Source organism: Flavobacterium odoriferum, assembly GCF_025499515.1.
GTDB classification, from domain to species: domain Bacteria; phylum Bacteroidota; class Bacteroidia; order Flavobacteriales; family Flavobacteriaceae; genus Flavobacterium; species Flavobacterium odoriferum.
In genome coordinates, this window is sequence record NZ_JAMKFA010000001.1 from 181,441 (window position 1) to 195,988 (window position 14,548).

At 30.8% G+C, this 14,548-nt stretch carries 19 protein-coding genes and 1 tRNA gene; 4 read left to right on the forward strand and 16 right to left on the reverse strand.

The features are described from left to right. Window positions 1-46 precede the first annotated feature (46 nt). Window positions 47-1,516 (forward strand): RNA polymerase factor sigma-54, encoded by a 1,470-nt coding sequence (rpoN, locus tag M9Q43_RS00810; RefSeq protein ID WP_262317087.1) that lies wholly within the window; start codon window positions 47-49, stop codon window positions 1,514-1,516. 10 nt (window positions 1,517-1,526) lie between these two features. Continuing rightward, window positions 1,527-2,138 (forward strand): hypothetical protein, encoded by a 612-nt coding sequence (locus M9Q43_RS00815; RefSeq protein ID WP_262317088.1) that lies wholly within the window; start codon window positions 1,527-1,529, stop codon window positions 2,136-2,138. Here M9Q43_RS00815 and M9Q43_RS00820 read toward each other — a convergent pair. The 9 genes from M9Q43_RS00820 to M9Q43_RS00860 form a co-directional block, all read right to left on the reverse strand. Next, window positions 2,133-2,789: a porin family protein gene (locus tag M9Q43_RS00820; RefSeq protein ID WP_262317089.1), complete on the reverse strand. Its 657-nt coding sequence runs from the start codon at window positions 2,787-2,789 to the stop codon at window positions 2,133-2,135. The two genes, M9Q43_RS00815 and M9Q43_RS00820, sit on opposite strands and share 6 nt — an antisense overlap. Window positions 2,790-2,863: 74 nt before the next feature. After that, complete coding sequence (locus M9Q43_RS00825; protein WP_262317090.1) at window positions 2,864-3,337, reverse strand: ExbD/TolR family protein; 474 nt, start codon at window positions 3,335-3,337, stop codon at window positions 2,864-2,866. A gap of 12 nt (window positions 3,338-3,349) precedes the next feature. Then, the gene (locus tag M9Q43_RS00830; protein WP_262317091.1) at window positions 3,350-3,967 is read right to left on the reverse strand and encodes an ExbD/TolR family protein; all 618 of its coding nucleotides are present in this window, start codon (window positions 3,965-3,967) and stop codon (window positions 3,350-3,352) included. A 3-nt stretch (window positions 3,968-3,970) separates the two neighbouring features. Then, complete coding sequence (locus M9Q43_RS00835) at window positions 3,971-4,399, reverse strand: hypothetical protein (protein ID WP_262317092.1); 429 nt, start codon at window positions 4,397-4,399, stop codon at window positions 3,971-3,973. A 7-nt stretch (window positions 4,400-4,406) separates the two neighbouring features. Then, window positions 4,407-5,222 (reverse strand): MotA/TolQ/ExbB proton channel family protein, encoded by an 816-nt coding sequence (locus M9Q43_RS00840; protein ID WP_262317093.1) that lies wholly within the window; start codon window positions 5,220-5,222, stop codon window positions 4,407-4,409. 82 nt (window positions 5,223-5,304) lie between these two features. Then, a tRNA-Ser gene (locus tag M9Q43_RS00845) sits at window positions 5,305-5,392 on the reverse strand. Window positions 5,393-5,467: 75 nt separating this feature from the next. Beyond that, entirely contained in the window at window positions 5,468-6,499 is a 1,032-nt protein-coding gene (locus tag M9Q43_RS00850; protein ID WP_262317094.1) for an asparaginase, read from the reverse strand. Then, on the reverse strand, window positions 6,486-7,625 hold the full coding sequence (locus tag M9Q43_RS00855; RefSeq protein ID WP_262317095.1) for a 1-acyl-sn-glycerol-3-phosphate acyltransferase: 1,140 nt from the start codon (window positions 7,623-7,625) through the stop codon (window positions 6,486-6,488). The genes M9Q43_RS00850 and M9Q43_RS00855 overlap by 14 nt, the downstream gene beginning before the upstream one ends. Before the next feature lie 62 nt (window positions 7,626-7,687). Continuing rightward, window positions 7,688-8,467, reverse strand: coding sequence for a TatD family hydrolase (locus M9Q43_RS00860; RefSeq protein ID WP_262317096.1), 780 nt, complete (start codon window positions 8,465-8,467; stop codon window positions 7,688-7,690). Window positions 8,468-8,569: 102 nt separating this feature from the next. Between M9Q43_RS00860 and M9Q43_RS00865 the strand changes: the two genes are divergently transcribed. Both M9Q43_RS00865 and M9Q43_RS00870 read left to right on the forward strand, forming a co-directional pair. Beyond that, window positions 8,570-9,022 carry a hypothetical protein gene (locus tag M9Q43_RS00865; protein WP_262317097.1) on the forward strand — a complete coding sequence of 151 codons (453 nt, stop codon included), beginning with the start codon at window positions 8,570-8,572 and terminating at the stop codon, window positions 9,020-9,022. 53 nt (window positions 9,023-9,075) lie between these two features. Further along, the gene (locus tag M9Q43_RS00870; protein WP_262317098.1) at window positions 9,076-9,513 is read left to right on the forward strand and encodes a retropepsin-like aspartic protease; all 438 of its coding nucleotides are present in this window, start codon (window positions 9,076-9,078) and stop codon (window positions 9,511-9,513) included. A 78-nt stretch (window positions 9,514-9,591) separates the two neighbouring features. Here M9Q43_RS00870 and M9Q43_RS00875 read toward each other — a convergent pair whose 3' ends face one another. The 7 genes from M9Q43_RS00875 to M9Q43_RS00905 all read right to left on the reverse strand — a co-directional run bounded on the left by M9Q43_RS00875 (window position 9,592) and on the right by M9Q43_RS00905 (window position 14,522). Further along, entirely contained in the window at window positions 9,592-10,449 is an 858-nt protein-coding gene (locus M9Q43_RS00875; RefSeq protein WP_262317099.1) for a T9SS type A sorting domain-containing protein, read from the reverse strand. A gap of 141 nt (window positions 10,450-10,590) precedes the next feature. Further along, window positions 10,591-11,379: a hypothetical protein gene (locus tag M9Q43_RS00880; RefSeq protein ID WP_262317100.1), complete on the reverse strand. Its 789-nt coding sequence runs from the start codon at window positions 11,377-11,379 to the stop codon at window positions 10,591-10,593. Window positions 11,380-11,462: 83 nt separating this feature from the next. Beyond that, window positions 11,463-11,903 (reverse strand): hypothetical protein, encoded by a 441-nt coding sequence (locus M9Q43_RS00885; protein WP_262317101.1) that lies wholly within the window; start codon window positions 11,901-11,903, stop codon window positions 11,463-11,465. A gap of 9 nt (window positions 11,904-11,912) precedes the next feature. After that, window positions 11,913-12,470, reverse strand: a complete 558-nt coding sequence (locus M9Q43_RS00890) for a hypothetical protein (RefSeq protein ID WP_262317102.1) — start codon at window positions 12,468-12,470, stop codon at window positions 11,913-11,915. 16 nt (window positions 12,471-12,486) lie between these two features. Beyond that, window positions 12,487-12,753 (reverse strand): hypothetical protein, encoded by a 267-nt coding sequence (locus tag M9Q43_RS00895; RefSeq protein ID WP_262317103.1) that lies wholly within the window; start codon window positions 12,751-12,753, stop codon window positions 12,487-12,489. A 70-nt stretch (window positions 12,754-12,823) separates the two neighbouring features. Beyond that, window positions 12,824-13,954 (reverse strand): hypothetical protein, encoded by a 1,131-nt coding sequence (locus M9Q43_RS00900; protein WP_262317104.1) that lies wholly within the window; start codon window positions 13,952-13,954, stop codon window positions 12,824-12,826. A gap of 25 nt (window positions 13,955-13,979) precedes the next feature. Next, window positions 13,980-14,522, reverse strand: coding sequence for a hypothetical protein (locus M9Q43_RS00905; RefSeq protein ID WP_262317105.1), 543 nt, complete (start codon window positions 14,520-14,522; stop codon window positions 13,980-13,982). Between the last annotated feature and the right edge of the window lie 26 nt (window positions 14,523-14,548).

A 14,548-nucleotide genomic window follows, 5' to 3' on the forward strand; every position in this document is an offset into this window, starting at 1 on the left:
AAAGAATAACTTGAAACCTGAAACCTGAAACTTTAAACAAAAAACAATGTTAAAACACAGTTTACAATTCAAATTATCTCAAAAATTATCGCCTCAACAAATTCAGTTGATGAAGTTAATTCAATTGCCTACGCAAGCATTTGAGCAACGTCTTCAGGAAGAATTGGTTGAGAATCCTGCTTTGGAAGAAAGTAGCAAGGAAGATAATTACGAAGCAGATGATTACGAAGTAAACACAAACGATGACGATTACGACGATTATGACAACGACCATATCGACGCACAAGACATCAACATCGATGAGTATTTAAGTAACGACGAAACGCCAGACTATAAATATCAAACGAATAATTACAGCGATGACGATGATGACAAATCACTTCCGTTTGCTGCACCTGTTAGTTTTCATCAAGATTTAATCAATCAGTTAAATACATTTATTTTAAGTGATGACGAACGCGATATTGCCGAATTTTTAGTCGGAAGTATTGACGATATGGGTTACATCAGAAGAACTACACAAGATATTGTTGATGACATGGCTTTTACTCAAGGTATTTATACTGATGAAGCTACTGTAGAACGTATTTTGCATTTGGTTCAGGATTTAGAACCTGCTGGTGTAGGTGCGCGCGATTTGCAAGAATGTTTGTTGTTGCAATTAAAACACAAAACACCATCGGATTCTATCAATTTAGCCATTCAAGTTATTGAACAGCAATTTGATGCTTTTAGTAAAAAACATTACGATAAATTATTGCAGAAATTTGACGTTTCACAACAACAATTAAGAAAAGCGATTGATGAAATTGAAAAACTAAATCCGAAACCAGGAGGAAGTTTTGACGGTAATCAGAAAATGGTAGAACACATTGTTCCCGATTTTACGATTCGAATTGTTGATGGCGAATTAGAATTGCTATTAAACGGAAGAAATGCTCCAGAATTGCATGTTTCAAAAGATTATCAGGAAATGTTGCAGAGTTATAAAGATTCTTCTGAAAAATCGAGTTCGCAGAAAGACGCGGTTCAATTTATCAAACAAAAATTAGATTCGGCAAAATGGTTTATTGATGCGATTAAACAGCGTCAGGAAACCTTATATGTTACGATGAATGCGATTATGTTTTATCAGCAAGAATACTTTTTAGAAGGAGAAGAAACAAAACTTCGTCCGATGATTCTAAAAGATATTGCTGATATGGTTGGTTTAGATATTTCAACAGTTTCACGTGTAGCGAATAGCAAATATGTTGACACACCTTATGGCACGAAACTAATTAAAGAGTTCTTTAGCGAATCGATGACTAACGACCAAGGAGAAGAAGTTTCAACTATTGAAATTAAAAATATCTTACAACAAGTTATTTCGGAAGAAGACAAAAAGAAACCTTTACCAGACGATCAATTAGCTGAAATTTTAAAAGAAAAAGGTTATCCAATTGCTAGAAGAACTATTGCGAAATATCGCGAACAATTAGATATTCCAGTAGCGCGTTTGAGAAAAAAAATCTAACAGAGTAATCATGGATTTAAAAAAAATATTACCTGTTTTTTCGTATATTTTTCATCCCATATTTGTTTCTATTTATGGTGCCTTATTTTATTTTTTAGTAACACGTAGTTTTTTTTATGATTCTCAAATATATGTAACGCTTATACAAGTGGTAATTTTGACGTTGCTTTTACCATTGTCAATTTACTTTTTATTTCGTTCACTTGGCGTTGTTTCTTCATTTACTGAAGCCACTTTGAAGGAAAGACAAATGCCAATTGCAGTTCAAGCAATATTACTATTAGTTTTATTGAAATTTAGTATTTCAAAAGAAATAACAACTGAATTGTTTTACTTTTTCCTTGGCGGATTAATAAGCTCAATTTTAGTTTTAGCTTCGGTAATTTTAAAATTTAAAGCAAGTTTACACATGATAGGAATAAGTGCTTTAACTGCTTTTGTTTACGGATTGAGTTCTTACTACCAATTGCCTTTTGTAAATTTATTTGCCTTTTGTATTGTTTGCATGGGATTAGTAGCTTCGTCAAGATTGTACATGAAAGCTCACACATATCCAGAATTACTTGTTGGAATTATAATTGGATTGACTCCACAATTGTTTTTATACCGCTATTGGCTATAAAATATAGAATTTAAGTCCGATATTTAATGCGGTTACATTGTTTTCTAATGTTGTTTTATTTTTGTCAAAAATAGGATTTAAACCATAGTAAATGTATGGATTCCAAGTGTTAAATCCAAAGGCTAGGTAAACTCCATATTGTAATTCATTGGCTACTTCTTTGATTTTAAAATCGCCATTTCCAATGGCATCAGACTCGTAAATAAACTTCCCACCTAATAAATAACTCACTTTAAAACCAGTGTGAATTCTCCAAAATTTATGACTTTCAGGTGAGGCATTTCGCCATCTAATTTCTAAAGGAACTTCTAAATAGTGAAGTGTCATTCTACTTCTAACAATTGTTGCTGAACTTGAGTTTGAAGCAGCAGAAAAATCTATGTTTTGTTTTAAATCGCTGTAAGAATACCCTATACCAGGTGCAATAGACCAGTGACGATTTTTGGAAATTGGAAAATCTCTCAAAAAACCAGCTGTGAGTACAGCAGAAAAAGAATACTGACTGAAATTATCTGGTTTATTTTGCAAAAAATTATAAGAAACAGAGCAATAAATTTGGTCTTCTCTAAATAAAGAATCAGCAACTTTTTCAGTAGATTGTGAAAAGCCAAAATTCAAACCGATAATAAAGAGTACTACTAAAAAACGCATTTTGTAATTTTTATATAAAAATAATAAAAAAAGGTACGCAATTGCGTACCTCTTAAACTTTATTAGCAAATATATTACTCAACTGGATTACCTTGTGATGTAGTATAATTTACTTTTAATTGATCTATTTTTCGTAGCTCTAACTTAATATCACTAACTAGACCCATTTTAACGTTTTTATCAATTTTCAACGATGCAGTTAAATATTTCTCATCTTCAGAATTTCTGTTAGCTCTTTCTAAGATAACAAAGTTTTTAATATCTGCTGTTGATGCCATTTTATCAGCTAATTGAATACGATCAGAACCTCCTAAAGAAGAACGATATCTTTCATTAGGTTTTCCTGCGTATAAGTACATTACATATTGTTTCTTATGTAACTTAGCTGTTTGATTTGCCTTTGGTAATGTATTTTCAATTTTCAAGTCACTATCTTTCATAGTCGTAGCCGTCATAAAGAAAAATAAAAGCATGAATACGATATCTGGCAGCGAGGCTGTTGAAATAGCAGGTGTTCCACCTGATTTTTTCTTTTTAAATTTAGACATAGTTATACTTTTTTAGTTCTTTTTTGGTTCTGCTTCTGAAAGTCTCATTGGAATTAATTCTTGAATTTTTTCCACTTTAGGCTTTAAATCATCTACTAATCCTTCGGTTGCTTTTGAAGCTGGATCATTATAAATATAATCCATTTCTGTAAAAGTCATACCGTAACGTTTCTTACACTCTCTATCTCTTAAGTAATTGTAAGCACCTACTAATTCATTTTGAACCGCAATATAGGTTCCATATGAAGTTTGTCCGTCATTATTTAAAGAAATAACAGCATCTTGTGGGCTATCTGATAATTTAGGATCTTTTTTTCCTAAACAATAACTACAAGTACCATTTCCATTGTTTTCAATGAAATCTATAGCAGTTTGTCGTAAATCTTTAATATCAACCAATTTTTCGTTTACTAATAATTGGTTGTCTTTATTTACTAAAACTGTTAATATATTTCTTTCATTAATATCTGGAACAACAGGTTTAGGTTCATAACGAGGCAAGAGTCTGTTTATCCCTTGATCAACTCCAATAGTAGTTGTAACCAAAAAGAAAATCAAAAGTAAGAAAGCAATATCTGCCATAGAACCGGCATTCACTTCAGGTGGTGCACCTCTTTCTTTTCTAGCCATAGTTTATTTTTTAATTTTAGAGAAACCTGTCCATGCTAACACAGCAATTGATGCAAAAGCAAGAATATAGAATGTGTTAAGTCCTGTACTAATTATTTTAGAATAAGAAGAAGAAATCATTCCTCCATCTTTTAATTTTACTTCAGTACCATCAGCTAATATGAAAGCTACTAAAATAACTGCAAGAAATAAACCAACAGTAATCATAGCTCTTTTTAACTGATCTTTATGAGTAAGTAAATTTTTAACTACGTAATATAAAACAGCTGCAACAGCAATTGCCATAGCAATGTAAGATACAGTAATAAAAACACCTACTAAACTATTTGCTTTTAATTCATCTGGCTCATAGGCAAAAGTAGCAAAATACACTACTAAGCCAATAATACCTATAATGAAGGCAGCAATTTTTACTAATTTATGTGTATTCATTTCTTAATTATTTTTTTTCTTTAAAGTAATCAGATAACATATCTACTAAAGAGATAGATGCATCTTCCATATCATTAACAATTGAGTCAATTTTAGCTGTAATGTAGTTGTAGAAAACTTGAAGAATCATCGCAACAATTAAACCAAATACTGTTGTTAATAACGCCACTTTAATACCTCCTGCTACTAATGAAGGCTCCATAGAACCCGCAGACTCAATGTTATCAAAAGCAACAATCATACCGATTACTGTTCCTAAGAATCCTAACATCGGTGCTAAAGCAATAAATAAAGAAATCCAAGATACGTTTTTCTCTAATTGCCCCATTTGAACACCACCGTAAGCAACGATAGATTTTTCAGCAGAATCTAATCCGTGAGATGAACGGTCTAATCCTTGAAAGAAAATAGAAGCTACAGGCCCAGAAGTGTTTCTTGCTACTTCTTTAGCCGCTTCAATTCCACCTGATTTTAGAGCTGCTTCAACTTCTTCTACTAATTTTTTAGAATTTGTAGTAGATAAGTTTAAATAAATAATTCTTTCGATTGCAATTGCTAAACCTAAGATTAAACATAATAATACTGCTCCCATGTAAATTGGATCTCCCTCAATGAAACGTTTTTTCATAGATTGAGTAAATGTAACTTCTTCTGCCGCTGGTTCATCTGTAGTAGCTACTGCTGCTTCATCTGTAGTTGCTGTTGCTGCTGAATCAGCTACTTGTTCTGTTGCTGGAGCTGCTGCTGCTGTTGAATCTTGAGCTTGAACATTTCCAAAAGTCATAAGCCCTGTGATTGCTAAAATAGAAAATAATCTTTTCATCGCTTTTGTTCTTAAATTTTAATTAGTTAATGGGTAAAGATATAAAAATATTTATAATTTTTTTAAAATTAATATTGTTCTGCAGAGAGGAAGGGATTCGAACCCTCGATACCCTTGTGGAGTATACACACTTTCCAGGCGTGCGCCTTCGACCACTCGGCCACCTCTCTATCGTAGCAATACTTGATTTTAAGGGTGCTAAATAACGTAAAAAAAATGATGTATAAAAATTTAATATGTTATTTTTATGTCATTTCTCCTCTAATGGCAGTTTCAAAAATGGTTTTCAACACATTATTAGAAACTTTCTGTCCCAAAAGATACATTAATTTTGTAATAGCAGCCTCAGTTGTAATGTCTTTCCCAGAAATTACACCTATATTTTTTAACTGTGTACTAGTTTCATAATTGCCCATTGAAACGCTTCCTCCACTACACTGTGTTACATTAATAACGTGAATATTGCTTTTTATTGCCTTTTCCAATGCTTGAACAAACCATTCTTCTGTTGGTGCATTTCCCGAACCATAGGTTTCTAATACAATTCCTTTTAAGTTAGGTATAGCAAAAATAGCTGTTAACACATTTTTATTGATTCCCGGGAACAATTTTAAAATCGCAACATTATCATCAAATTCGGTGTGAACTTTAAGCTTTTTTACTGATTTTGAAACCAATATTAAATCTTTATTTACTTTTAAATGCACGCCAGATTCTGCTAATTCAGGAAAATTTGGCGAAGTAAACGCATTAAAATGTTCGGCACTAATTTTTGTTGTTCGATTTCCTCGATACAATTTGTATTCAAAATACAAACAAACTTCTTGAATTACAGGTTTTTTGTTGCTTTGTAATGATGCAACTTGAATTGCTGTAATCAAATTTTCTTTGGCATCTGTTCTTAAATCACCAATTGGTAATTGCGAACCCGTAAAAATTACTGGTTTTGCTAAATTTTCCAACATAAAACTTAATGCAGATGCGCTATACGACATAGTATCAGAACCATGAAGTACTACAAAACCATCAAATTTTGAATAATTTTCCTCAATTAGTTGTGCCATTTTTTGCCAATTGGAAATATTCATGTTTGATGAATCAATTGGAGTTTCAAAAGATATGGTTTCAATGGAACAATCTAAAAGATGTAATTCGGGAATTCGATTAAGTAATTCTTTAAAGTCAAATGCTTTTAAGGCTCCGGTTTCAAAGTCCTTCACCATACCGATGGTTCCACCTGTATATATTAGCAATATTTTTGCTTTATGCGACGTCATTCGTGTATTTCAATTTATTCACAACCGGATTTGCGTACATCGCCAAAAACCCTTCTTTCATAGTTTCATTGTCGGCGTCAATTCGCATTTCTAATCTTCTTTCAAACAATTGACGCTCTTTTTCGTTGTACAAATGTTCAAATCGAGTTGTTTTGTATAAAATATCGTAAGCAATAAAATTTGTTGGCCATAATTTATACGATTGTAAAATAGAATCGTCAATTACTTGTGCCAAAGCTTGAATTTGCTTGTTATTATTATCGTTTTCGGCAATAATTTTTTCGTATTCGTTTTCTAAAACATCGCCTACATGAATGTGAATACGTTTCTTTTGCCCGATGATTCCACTTAATAACGTAATGAAATCTTCATTTTTCTCCTTAATATACACTTCGTCTTTTGAAAGTGCAATTAATTGCGGCATTTTCAAAGCGTCTGTTGGATCATATTCATACGAAATAGAAACAGGAACAATTTTTAATTTCTTAAAGAAGTCCATCACTCTTGCTTCATCATTTGCCATGGCTACCATTTTCAAAACTCCTTGATGCGTGGCATCATTACCGTCTTTGGTTCTTCCTTCTCGTTGGGCAATCCAAACCGAACGATTTTCTTTAGACAATAAATGATACATATATTCCGCCATCAACTTAGAGCTTTGCAATAATTCTCTTGGCGATAATCCTCTTTGAACTAAGAAATTTCTGTTCAATTTTGATAGTTTCAGTAAAAAATCTTTCTGTACCAAATTATCTCCAATAGCCGAAGCCGTCATTACCAATCCATGATCAATTAAAGAAACATTCAGTAATGAAGTATCTAAAATAATATCGCGATGGTTGGAAATAAATAAATACGAAGCATTAGGTTCTAATTTCTCAAAACCAGAAGTGGTAAGTCCTTCCGAACTTCTCTCTAAAACTCTTTGAATCGATTGGTAAACAAAATTAACTTGAAAATCTCGAATAGAATGCGTTCTACTCAATTGTTCTTTCCAAATTTCATCTTCTAATTCTGGAAAAGTAAAATCCATCATAGCCTTCATCATAGGATGATGCAACAAAGACTTCAAGGCTTCGTTTACTTCAGAATCATAATAAGGGCGAATAGAATCGAATTTTGTCATATCTATTTTGAAAACAATTCACAAAAGAACAAAAATTTTATGAATTGAAACTTTATTTTAGGTTAAATTCCGAAAATTTGTTTTGAATTTTCAGTAGTAATTCTTGCAATTTCCTCAAGTGGTAACTGATAAATTTCGGCTAACTTTTGAGCTACCAATAAAGTATAACCACTTTCGTTTCGCTTTCCACGATAAGGAACTGGAGCTAAATACGGTGAATCGGTTTCTAAAACGATGTATTGTAAATCAATTTCATTTAAAAATTGGTCGATTTTTCCGTTTTTGAAAGTTGCTACACCTCCAATTCCTAATTTCATTCCTAACGAAATCGCTCTTTGGGCTTGACCCAAATCACCCGTAAAACAATGAAAAATTCCGAATAAATCATTCGATTTTTCACTTTCTAAAACCTCAAAAACCTCATCAAAAGCATCGCGACAGTGAATATTGATGCCTAATTTATACTTTTTCGCTAATTGAATTTGATGCTTAAAAGCGTGTTGTTGTTCTTTTAAAAAGGTTTTATCCCAAAATAAATCAATTCCGATTTCTCCTATTGCATAAAATTTTCTAGATGCCACCTCTCTTTCTACATGCGCCAATTCTTCTAAGTAATTTTCCTTCACGTAAGTAGGATGTAATCCCATCATTAGAAATACATTTTCGGGATATTGCTTTTCCAATTCGTACATTTTAGTTGTATAATTAGAATCAATTGAAGGAACAAAAAAACGAGAAACGCCTGCATTGATTGCTCTTTGCATCATTTCGTTGCGGTCTTGATCAAATTCTTCTGAATATAAATGCGAATGGGTATCGGTTAAAATTAGTTGCGAGTTCAAAATTTTGACTTTTAATTTATTTGTAAATGTAAAAAAATTTGCACAATTAAATTTCAGAATATATATTTGTAAATATAATTTTAACTTTTAAATTTTCTACTTATGAAAAAAATTTTGATTCTCTTAACAATCTTATCATTATTCACTATCTCATGTTCAAAAGATGATGATTCATCAAGCTCAAACACAAAATTTGTTAAAATGACGGTTGATGGTGTTGAAAAAAACTTTGACACAGTAATTGTGAATGAAGAAACTTATGATGCTGGTACTCCTGATGCATATACTGAATTAACAGTAACTGCTACCATTGGAACTAGCACTAGTGAAATGGTTGTATTCATTGTAGAGAAAGGTGATGTTGGTTCGGATGTGATTTATAGCTTTGTTTATAAAAATGGCTCAACAGAATATCGTAATAATGGAGATTTAAATACAAATATTTCAACCAATAGCAACAATACAATTAAAGGAAATTTTTCAGGAGAAGTTTTAAATTTTTCTACAGATGCTACAAAAACGATAAATAATGGTTCATTTGAAATAAACTATTAATAAAATAATTTATTATATTTTAAAGAGCTGTATTTTACAGCTCTTTTTTATTTATGGAAGATTTGCAAGACTTTTTAAAAGGAAAAAAATATAAAAAGATAAAGTTTACGGTGCTGAAAACCCAACATTTATTAATCAAAGGAAAGATAAATGGCGTAAAAGGTAACTTTATTTTAGACACAGGAGCCAGCAATAGTTGTGTAGGATTTGAAAGCATTGAACATTTTAAGTTAGATGCAGAAATTTCAGAAACAAAAGCTTCAGGTGCTGGTGCAACGGGAATTGAAACACAACTGGCAAAAAATAACGAAATTCAATTGGGAAGATGGAAAAATAAAAAGTTTTATTTGATTGTTTTTGACATGAGTCATGTAAATGATGCACTTCGTCATTACAAAACGAAACCTGTTGATGGTATTATTGGCGCTGATGTTTTACTAAAAGGAAAAGCTATTATTGATTATAGTAATCATTGTTTGTATTTAAAGTAAACTGTTAGAGAGTTTAAAACAAAAAAATCCAACATTTCTGTAGGATTTTTTGCTTGTATTTAATAAAAATATTGGGATTTAAATTGTATCCTTTTTTAGAATTTTGCCCTTTTTTACAATTCGACTTTCACTAGTAATTGTGTAAAAATATAATCCAGGATTAAAATCAAAGGTTTCTAATGTGAGTTCGTTGATAAATTCTTTTTTCATAATTTCTCTCCCTGTTAAATCAAAAATTCGTAACTCAGATAAATCATTATTATTTAACTTAAAAGTTAAATAATTTGAAAAAGGATTTGGAAAAGAAGCAATTTCGGTTTCATGTGATTCATCAACTAGTCCTAAAGTGTTTTCTATTCGAATGTTATCCACATGTATCCAACTTCCTGTAGTTCCTGTTACTAATGGTTTTAAAGTTATGAAGTTCCCATTGCTTGGTGCAACAAAAGTAAAACTCCTTTCCGTCCAAGAATAAGAAGGTACCGAACTATGAATTAATGTTCCAAATGATAATGATTCTGTAGAAAGACCAAACTGAAGTGGAATTAACCCGCCTGCGCCTCCACCATCGGTTGAAACTTTATCAAAATATCTAATTGTATAAGAATTTCCTTGAACTAAATTCATGTCAATTTCTAACGAAATAGCATCACTTCTAAAACCAACTCCTGGCTGTGTACCATATCCAATTCCTAGAAACCAAGTCCCATTTGCAGGACTTCCATATGGACATGTGCTTTTAAGCAAATCAGGACCTGAGAAGAAATAATCTCCAAAAGCAAATGAATTGGAAATAGAGTTATTATATGTTGTATTTGAAGGATTTATAAGGCATGAACTTAAAGAGTTTATCTCAAAATTCCCATTTATTATAGTTTGGCTCATGCAGAAAGAAGAACTAAATAAAATGGTTAAACTAAGTAGAAGATTTTTCATTTTTTTATATAATTTTTATGTATTTGGTGTGATTTTTACTGAGGTGATTTAATCTTTTGATGAAATCACAAGCTCATTAGAAGTTGAGATTTTTTGTGGTCGTTTTTTAAATTCAATTATTTCCCATGAAATTCAACCGAATTAATTCTCATCTAAAATTACTTTGAAGTCGATTTCTTTATATGTTGAAGAGTCTTTAATAGTAATTCTAGCTTTGTTAGTAGCATCACTTCTTGAGAAAAGAAATGTTTTGACATGATCATTTTTAATTCCTTCGGGATATTTATTGTATTCTGTAAAAAGCGAATCAATATTTAAAACACTATTTTTTGGGTCTTCACAATATAGCATCATATCAAAAGGTTCAAAGTAATTTTCAAATGATTTTTTTAATGTTTCTTCAAACCTTTTTTGATTTAATTTATTCTCTTTCACAATTAATGCTATTTCATTTTTATATTCTAAAGACTTTTTATCGTTTTTAGAAAGTAATGATTTGACATCTAGAACAATAACTTTAATATCGTTTTTCGAATAAACTGTTTTATTAATTTTTTCTAAGATTCCATCAATTTTTATAATTGTTTCTGCTTCTTCTGAAACGTTAAAAAAGCGTGCTTTACCATTGAGAGATGTTAATTTCTTAGTCTTTTCATTCTTTATAAAAGTTATCCAAAATTCTCTATTTGCTTGCGTTAAAAAATATTCGGGATTAATTTTTTGATGCGTTTCATTAGTTGCATAAACGGTTATAAGTTCACATCTGTTTGTGTTATCTGGAAAATTTTTAACACTTAGCATTATAGTTTCATTAATAACATCGCTAGTGTCTATGACGGTTCTATCATATTCAATTTTTACTTCTTGACTTTGTATGTTATAAGTCGTTAGAAAAAGTGTGATGATTAGTTTTATTACTGTGTCTTTCATGTTGATTGGTTTTTACTGATTTTTTCAGTAAAAAAAAGAGTAAATTTTAAAAATATTTACTCTTTTTGTTGGTGGTTTTTCTTTTATTTAACTTTTTCAATTTTGGTTACGTCTATATCGCACCAATCTGATAATCCGCCAAGTAATTCGCCAGTAACTCTTATTTTATCACCTAATTTTACTGGTTGTCCATTGTCGTCATAGATTTTAACATCTTCTTCGGTAAATCCATCTGGAAGCAAGTCCATCATGTTTTTCTTTTCACCTTCAATTTTGCTAAATGTGCTTATCTTTAGCATTGGAATTCTGAATTTTCCTTTTTCTGCTTCAAAAGCCATAGTAACGCTTCCTCCAGCACTAAAAAAACGCTCTGGCAATCTTACAATTCCTTCGCACATGACAATTTCACCTTTATAATCTTCATTGCAGATTTCTGAAGCCTTGACTAATTTTGGAGGGTTTGACGTGCAAGAACTTAGTGAAACTATGCAGATTAATACTGCTATTTTTATAACATTTTTCATATTTTTAATTTATTTTTTATTTCTAGACATTTTATTCCAAGCACTTTCATATCCTAAATCAATAGATGGATATACACTTTTAACAAATTCTAAAACTTTATTTCTATCATTTTCTGATGCTTCAAATAAAGAAGGAAAAGCATTTACATCAGTTTTAAACAAACTTGTTCTACTTCCTTTTTCTTCAAAAGCATACGAATAATTATTCATAAAATATCGGGTTCTTTTTTTTACTATATAAAACCTACCCATTTTATTTAGGTCGATAACTTCTGAGGTATTGAACGTTTTGCCTGAATCTGTTTTATTGTAAAAAGTAATTGTATTTCCATCAGATTCTACCATTAAATACACTTGTTTACATGATAAGTAAGTATAAATCTTTGAAGCAAATAAAAGAAACCCAGAAACTAATAGTAAACCAACAATCAAAATCCACCAAGAAAAACCTTCTCTAAAGAAAAATGTTCCGAAGCTAATAACACCTAAGCCACAAAATAATGTTGCGGCAATACACAATAGGAACTTAAAATTCCTTTTAAACAATACGATTTGCAGACTTTTCATGGGTACAATCTATATTTTAAAAACGACCTGTTGCAATGTAAAACATTAACCAACCTATACAACCGATGGCTAATCTCCAAATCAATTTTTTCAACAAACCATTAGATGTTGCTTTTCCTTGTTCTAGATATTCGTCTGTTTTTTCATTTGCTGTTCCTACTTTCTTAGATAATTTTGTTCCAGCAACGGCACTTAATGATATGATATAAAGAATTCCAACCCAAGCGGCATTGATAAATCCTAATACCATCATTATCATTCCTATAATTGATAAAGTTTCCATTTTTTTAGTATTAAATTAATCCCAAACAACATAAAACATGAAGTTTGGGATTTGAATATTTTATTAAAAATTATTGCTTAATGCTCTTTAGGAATGTTTGCATGTTAGTATCAATAGCCTGTGCAGTTTCTGTACCTCTTCCAATTTCATTGCATATCATTAATACTAAATCTGGATTTGTTGGATGGTTAAGGATATAGATTCTGAATTGCCCTACATCTTTATACGTTTTTCCATCTTGTCTTCCTGTATTGTACAAACCAGATTGAAATGTGTATCCTTTCATATTTCCGAATTCAACTTTTTCGTATAAACTCATTAAATCTTTTGATTTCACATCTTTAGTTATAAAATAATCTACATTTTGTATTTGTTCATCTCGGAAAAGCACGCAAATATGATACCAAGGTAAATTATATTTTTCGAAATCATATTCATGGATTTTTTTTACTTTATCGTTATTAGAATGATAGGTAACTCTATGAATAAAATCTTTAGCTAATTCCTCAACCGTCAAACCTGGGTGTGCCGATTTTTCGAAAGCATAAATTTTATATGTTTCTTGGTTTTTGTGTATTTGATACCCTACTTCTGTATCGCTTCTATCTGTGCTTCCTGTTTGGCTGGTATTGATATCTTCCTTTATATTGGTTTTATCAATAGTTAAATCAAGATAAGGTAAATATAGATTTTTTGGTTCCCACATAGGTACATAAAAGAAGATTGGTTCTAATAATTGAACTTTTGGTCCATATTCTTTATATCCTGTTTCTTCTCTAACCCAAAATCCTATTTCTACTTTTATCGTTTTTTGTTTTTCAACACCATTTGCACCGTTTAAAATCCATTCAAGTTTATTTCCTCTAGTTAAAAAATCTTTACCTTCAAAAACACTGAATTTTTTAGTTGCAGGAGTATTTTTCATAAAATCAGACATAGCGGTATAACCCTCTTTTTGAAAACTCCAACTGTTTATGTAGGCATTAGAATTATCTGAAAACTCTACATATAGATTTGTATAACCTGAATATACGGTTACAGCTTTAGGCTTTTTAAAACTTACCTGTAAGGTTGCTAAATCTTTTTTAGAAATTGTAGCACCCGATTTTACTTCTTTACCATTAATAAAAGCTGATAATTGAGCCTGAGAAAAAGCAAAAGAAAGTAATGAAACTACTAATAGTAAACGATTGATTTTCATAATTGTAATTGAATGATGAAATTAATTAAGCTGTTGCTTGAGATTTTTTTAAATGTAATTTGTAGCTCATAAAAGCACATGCAGAACATACAACAAGACCAATACATCCAATTAAAGCAAGTGATTTAGGATTTGCGCCTGAGAATGTTCCTGCTTCCATGTAAGGAGTTATAGCCCACAAAACAACAGATAATACAGCAACAAGAATACTTAATTTAGTAACAAATTCTTTTTTCATAAATGCTACTACAACCATTACAAAAGCAAGAACAGCTAATAAAATACCCAATTTACCCGCATACACAACTTTCCATTTAGCAGGAGTACTTTCGATAATTTCTAAACTTTCTTTTATTTGTGGATCTTCAATTTTAGTAACGTCGATTCCGTCTTTTTTTAATTGATCAATTTGTTTTTGCTCGTTTTCTACTAAACGATACACTTCTTCTAGTTTTTCAGAATCGCCATCTGTTCCCATTCTGTTTTCAATGTTTTTAAATAAAACTCCTGCACAAAAACCTCCTACTAAAAAGGATAGAATCATAAAAATTAAAGCTAATACTCTCATAAATTTGTTTGTTAAATTGGTTAATG

What these genes read in the sequence shown, in the direction of transcription:
- rpoN (WP_262317087.1), top strand. Translation starts at nt 47, where the DNA reads ATGTTAAAACACAGTTTACAATTCAAATTATCTCAAAAATTATCGCCT.
- M9Q43_RS00815 (WP_262317088.1), top strand. Translation starts at nt 1,527, where the DNA reads ATGGATTTAAAAAAAATATTACCTGTTTTTTCGTATATTTTTCATCCC.
- M9Q43_RS00820 (WP_262317089.1), bottom strand. Translation starts at nt 2,789, where the DNA reads ATGCGTTTTTTAGTAGTACTCTTTATTATCGGTTTGAATTTTGGCTTT.
- M9Q43_RS00825 (WP_262317090.1), bottom strand. Translation starts at nt 3,337, where the DNA reads ATGTCTAAATTTAAAAAGAAAAAATCAGGTGGAACACCTGCTATTTCA.
- M9Q43_RS00830 (WP_262317091.1), bottom strand. Translation starts at nt 3,967, where the DNA reads ATGGCTAGAAAAGAAAGAGGTGCACCACCTGAAGTGAATGCCGGTTCT.
- M9Q43_RS00835 (WP_262317092.1), bottom strand. Translation starts at nt 4,399, where the DNA reads ATGAATACACATAAATTAGTAAAAATTGCTGCCTTCATTATAGGTATT.
- M9Q43_RS00840 (WP_262317093.1), bottom strand. Translation starts at nt 5,222, where the DNA reads ATGAAAAGATTATTTTCTATTTTAGCAATCACAGGGCTTATGACTTTT.
- M9Q43_RS00850 (WP_262317094.1), bottom strand. Translation starts at nt 6,499, where the DNA reads ATGACGTCGCATAAAGCAAAAATATTGCTAATATATACAGGTGGAACC.
- M9Q43_RS00855 (WP_262317095.1), bottom strand. Translation starts at nt 7,625, where the DNA reads ATGACAAAATTCGATTCTATTCGCCCTTATTATGATTCTGAAGTAAAC.
- M9Q43_RS00865 (WP_262317097.1), top strand. Translation starts at nt 8,570, where the DNA reads ATGAAAAAAATTTTGATTCTCTTAACAATCTTATCATTATTCACTATC.
- M9Q43_RS00870 (WP_262317098.1), top strand. Translation starts at nt 9,076, where the DNA reads ATGGAAGATTTGCAAGACTTTTTAAAAGGAAAAAAATATAAAAAGATA.
- M9Q43_RS00875 (WP_262317099.1), bottom strand. Translation starts at nt 10,449, where the DNA reads ATGAAAAATCTTCTACTTAGTTTAACCATTTTATTTAGTTCTTCTTTC.
- M9Q43_RS00880 (WP_262317100.1), bottom strand. Translation starts at nt 11,379, where the DNA reads ATGAAAGACACAGTAATAAAACTAATCATCACACTTTTTCTAACGACT.
- M9Q43_RS00885 (WP_262317101.1), bottom strand. Translation starts at nt 11,903, where the DNA reads ATGAAAAATGTTATAAAAATAGCAGTATTAATCTGCATAGTTTCACTA.
- M9Q43_RS00890 (WP_262317102.1), bottom strand. Translation starts at nt 12,470, where the DNA reads ATGAAAAGTCTGCAAATCGTATTGTTTAAAAGGAATTTTAAGTTCCTA.
- M9Q43_RS00895 (WP_262317103.1), bottom strand. Translation starts at nt 12,753, where the DNA reads ATGGAAACTTTATCAATTATAGGAATGATAATGATGGTATTAGGATTT.
- M9Q43_RS00900 (WP_262317104.1), bottom strand. Translation starts at nt 13,954, where the DNA reads ATGAAAATCAATCGTTTACTATTAGTAGTTTCATTACTTTCTTTTGCT.
- M9Q43_RS00905 (WP_262317105.1), bottom strand. Translation starts at nt 14,522, where the DNA reads ATGAGAGTATTAGCTTTAATTTTTATGATTCTATCCTTTTTAGTAGGA.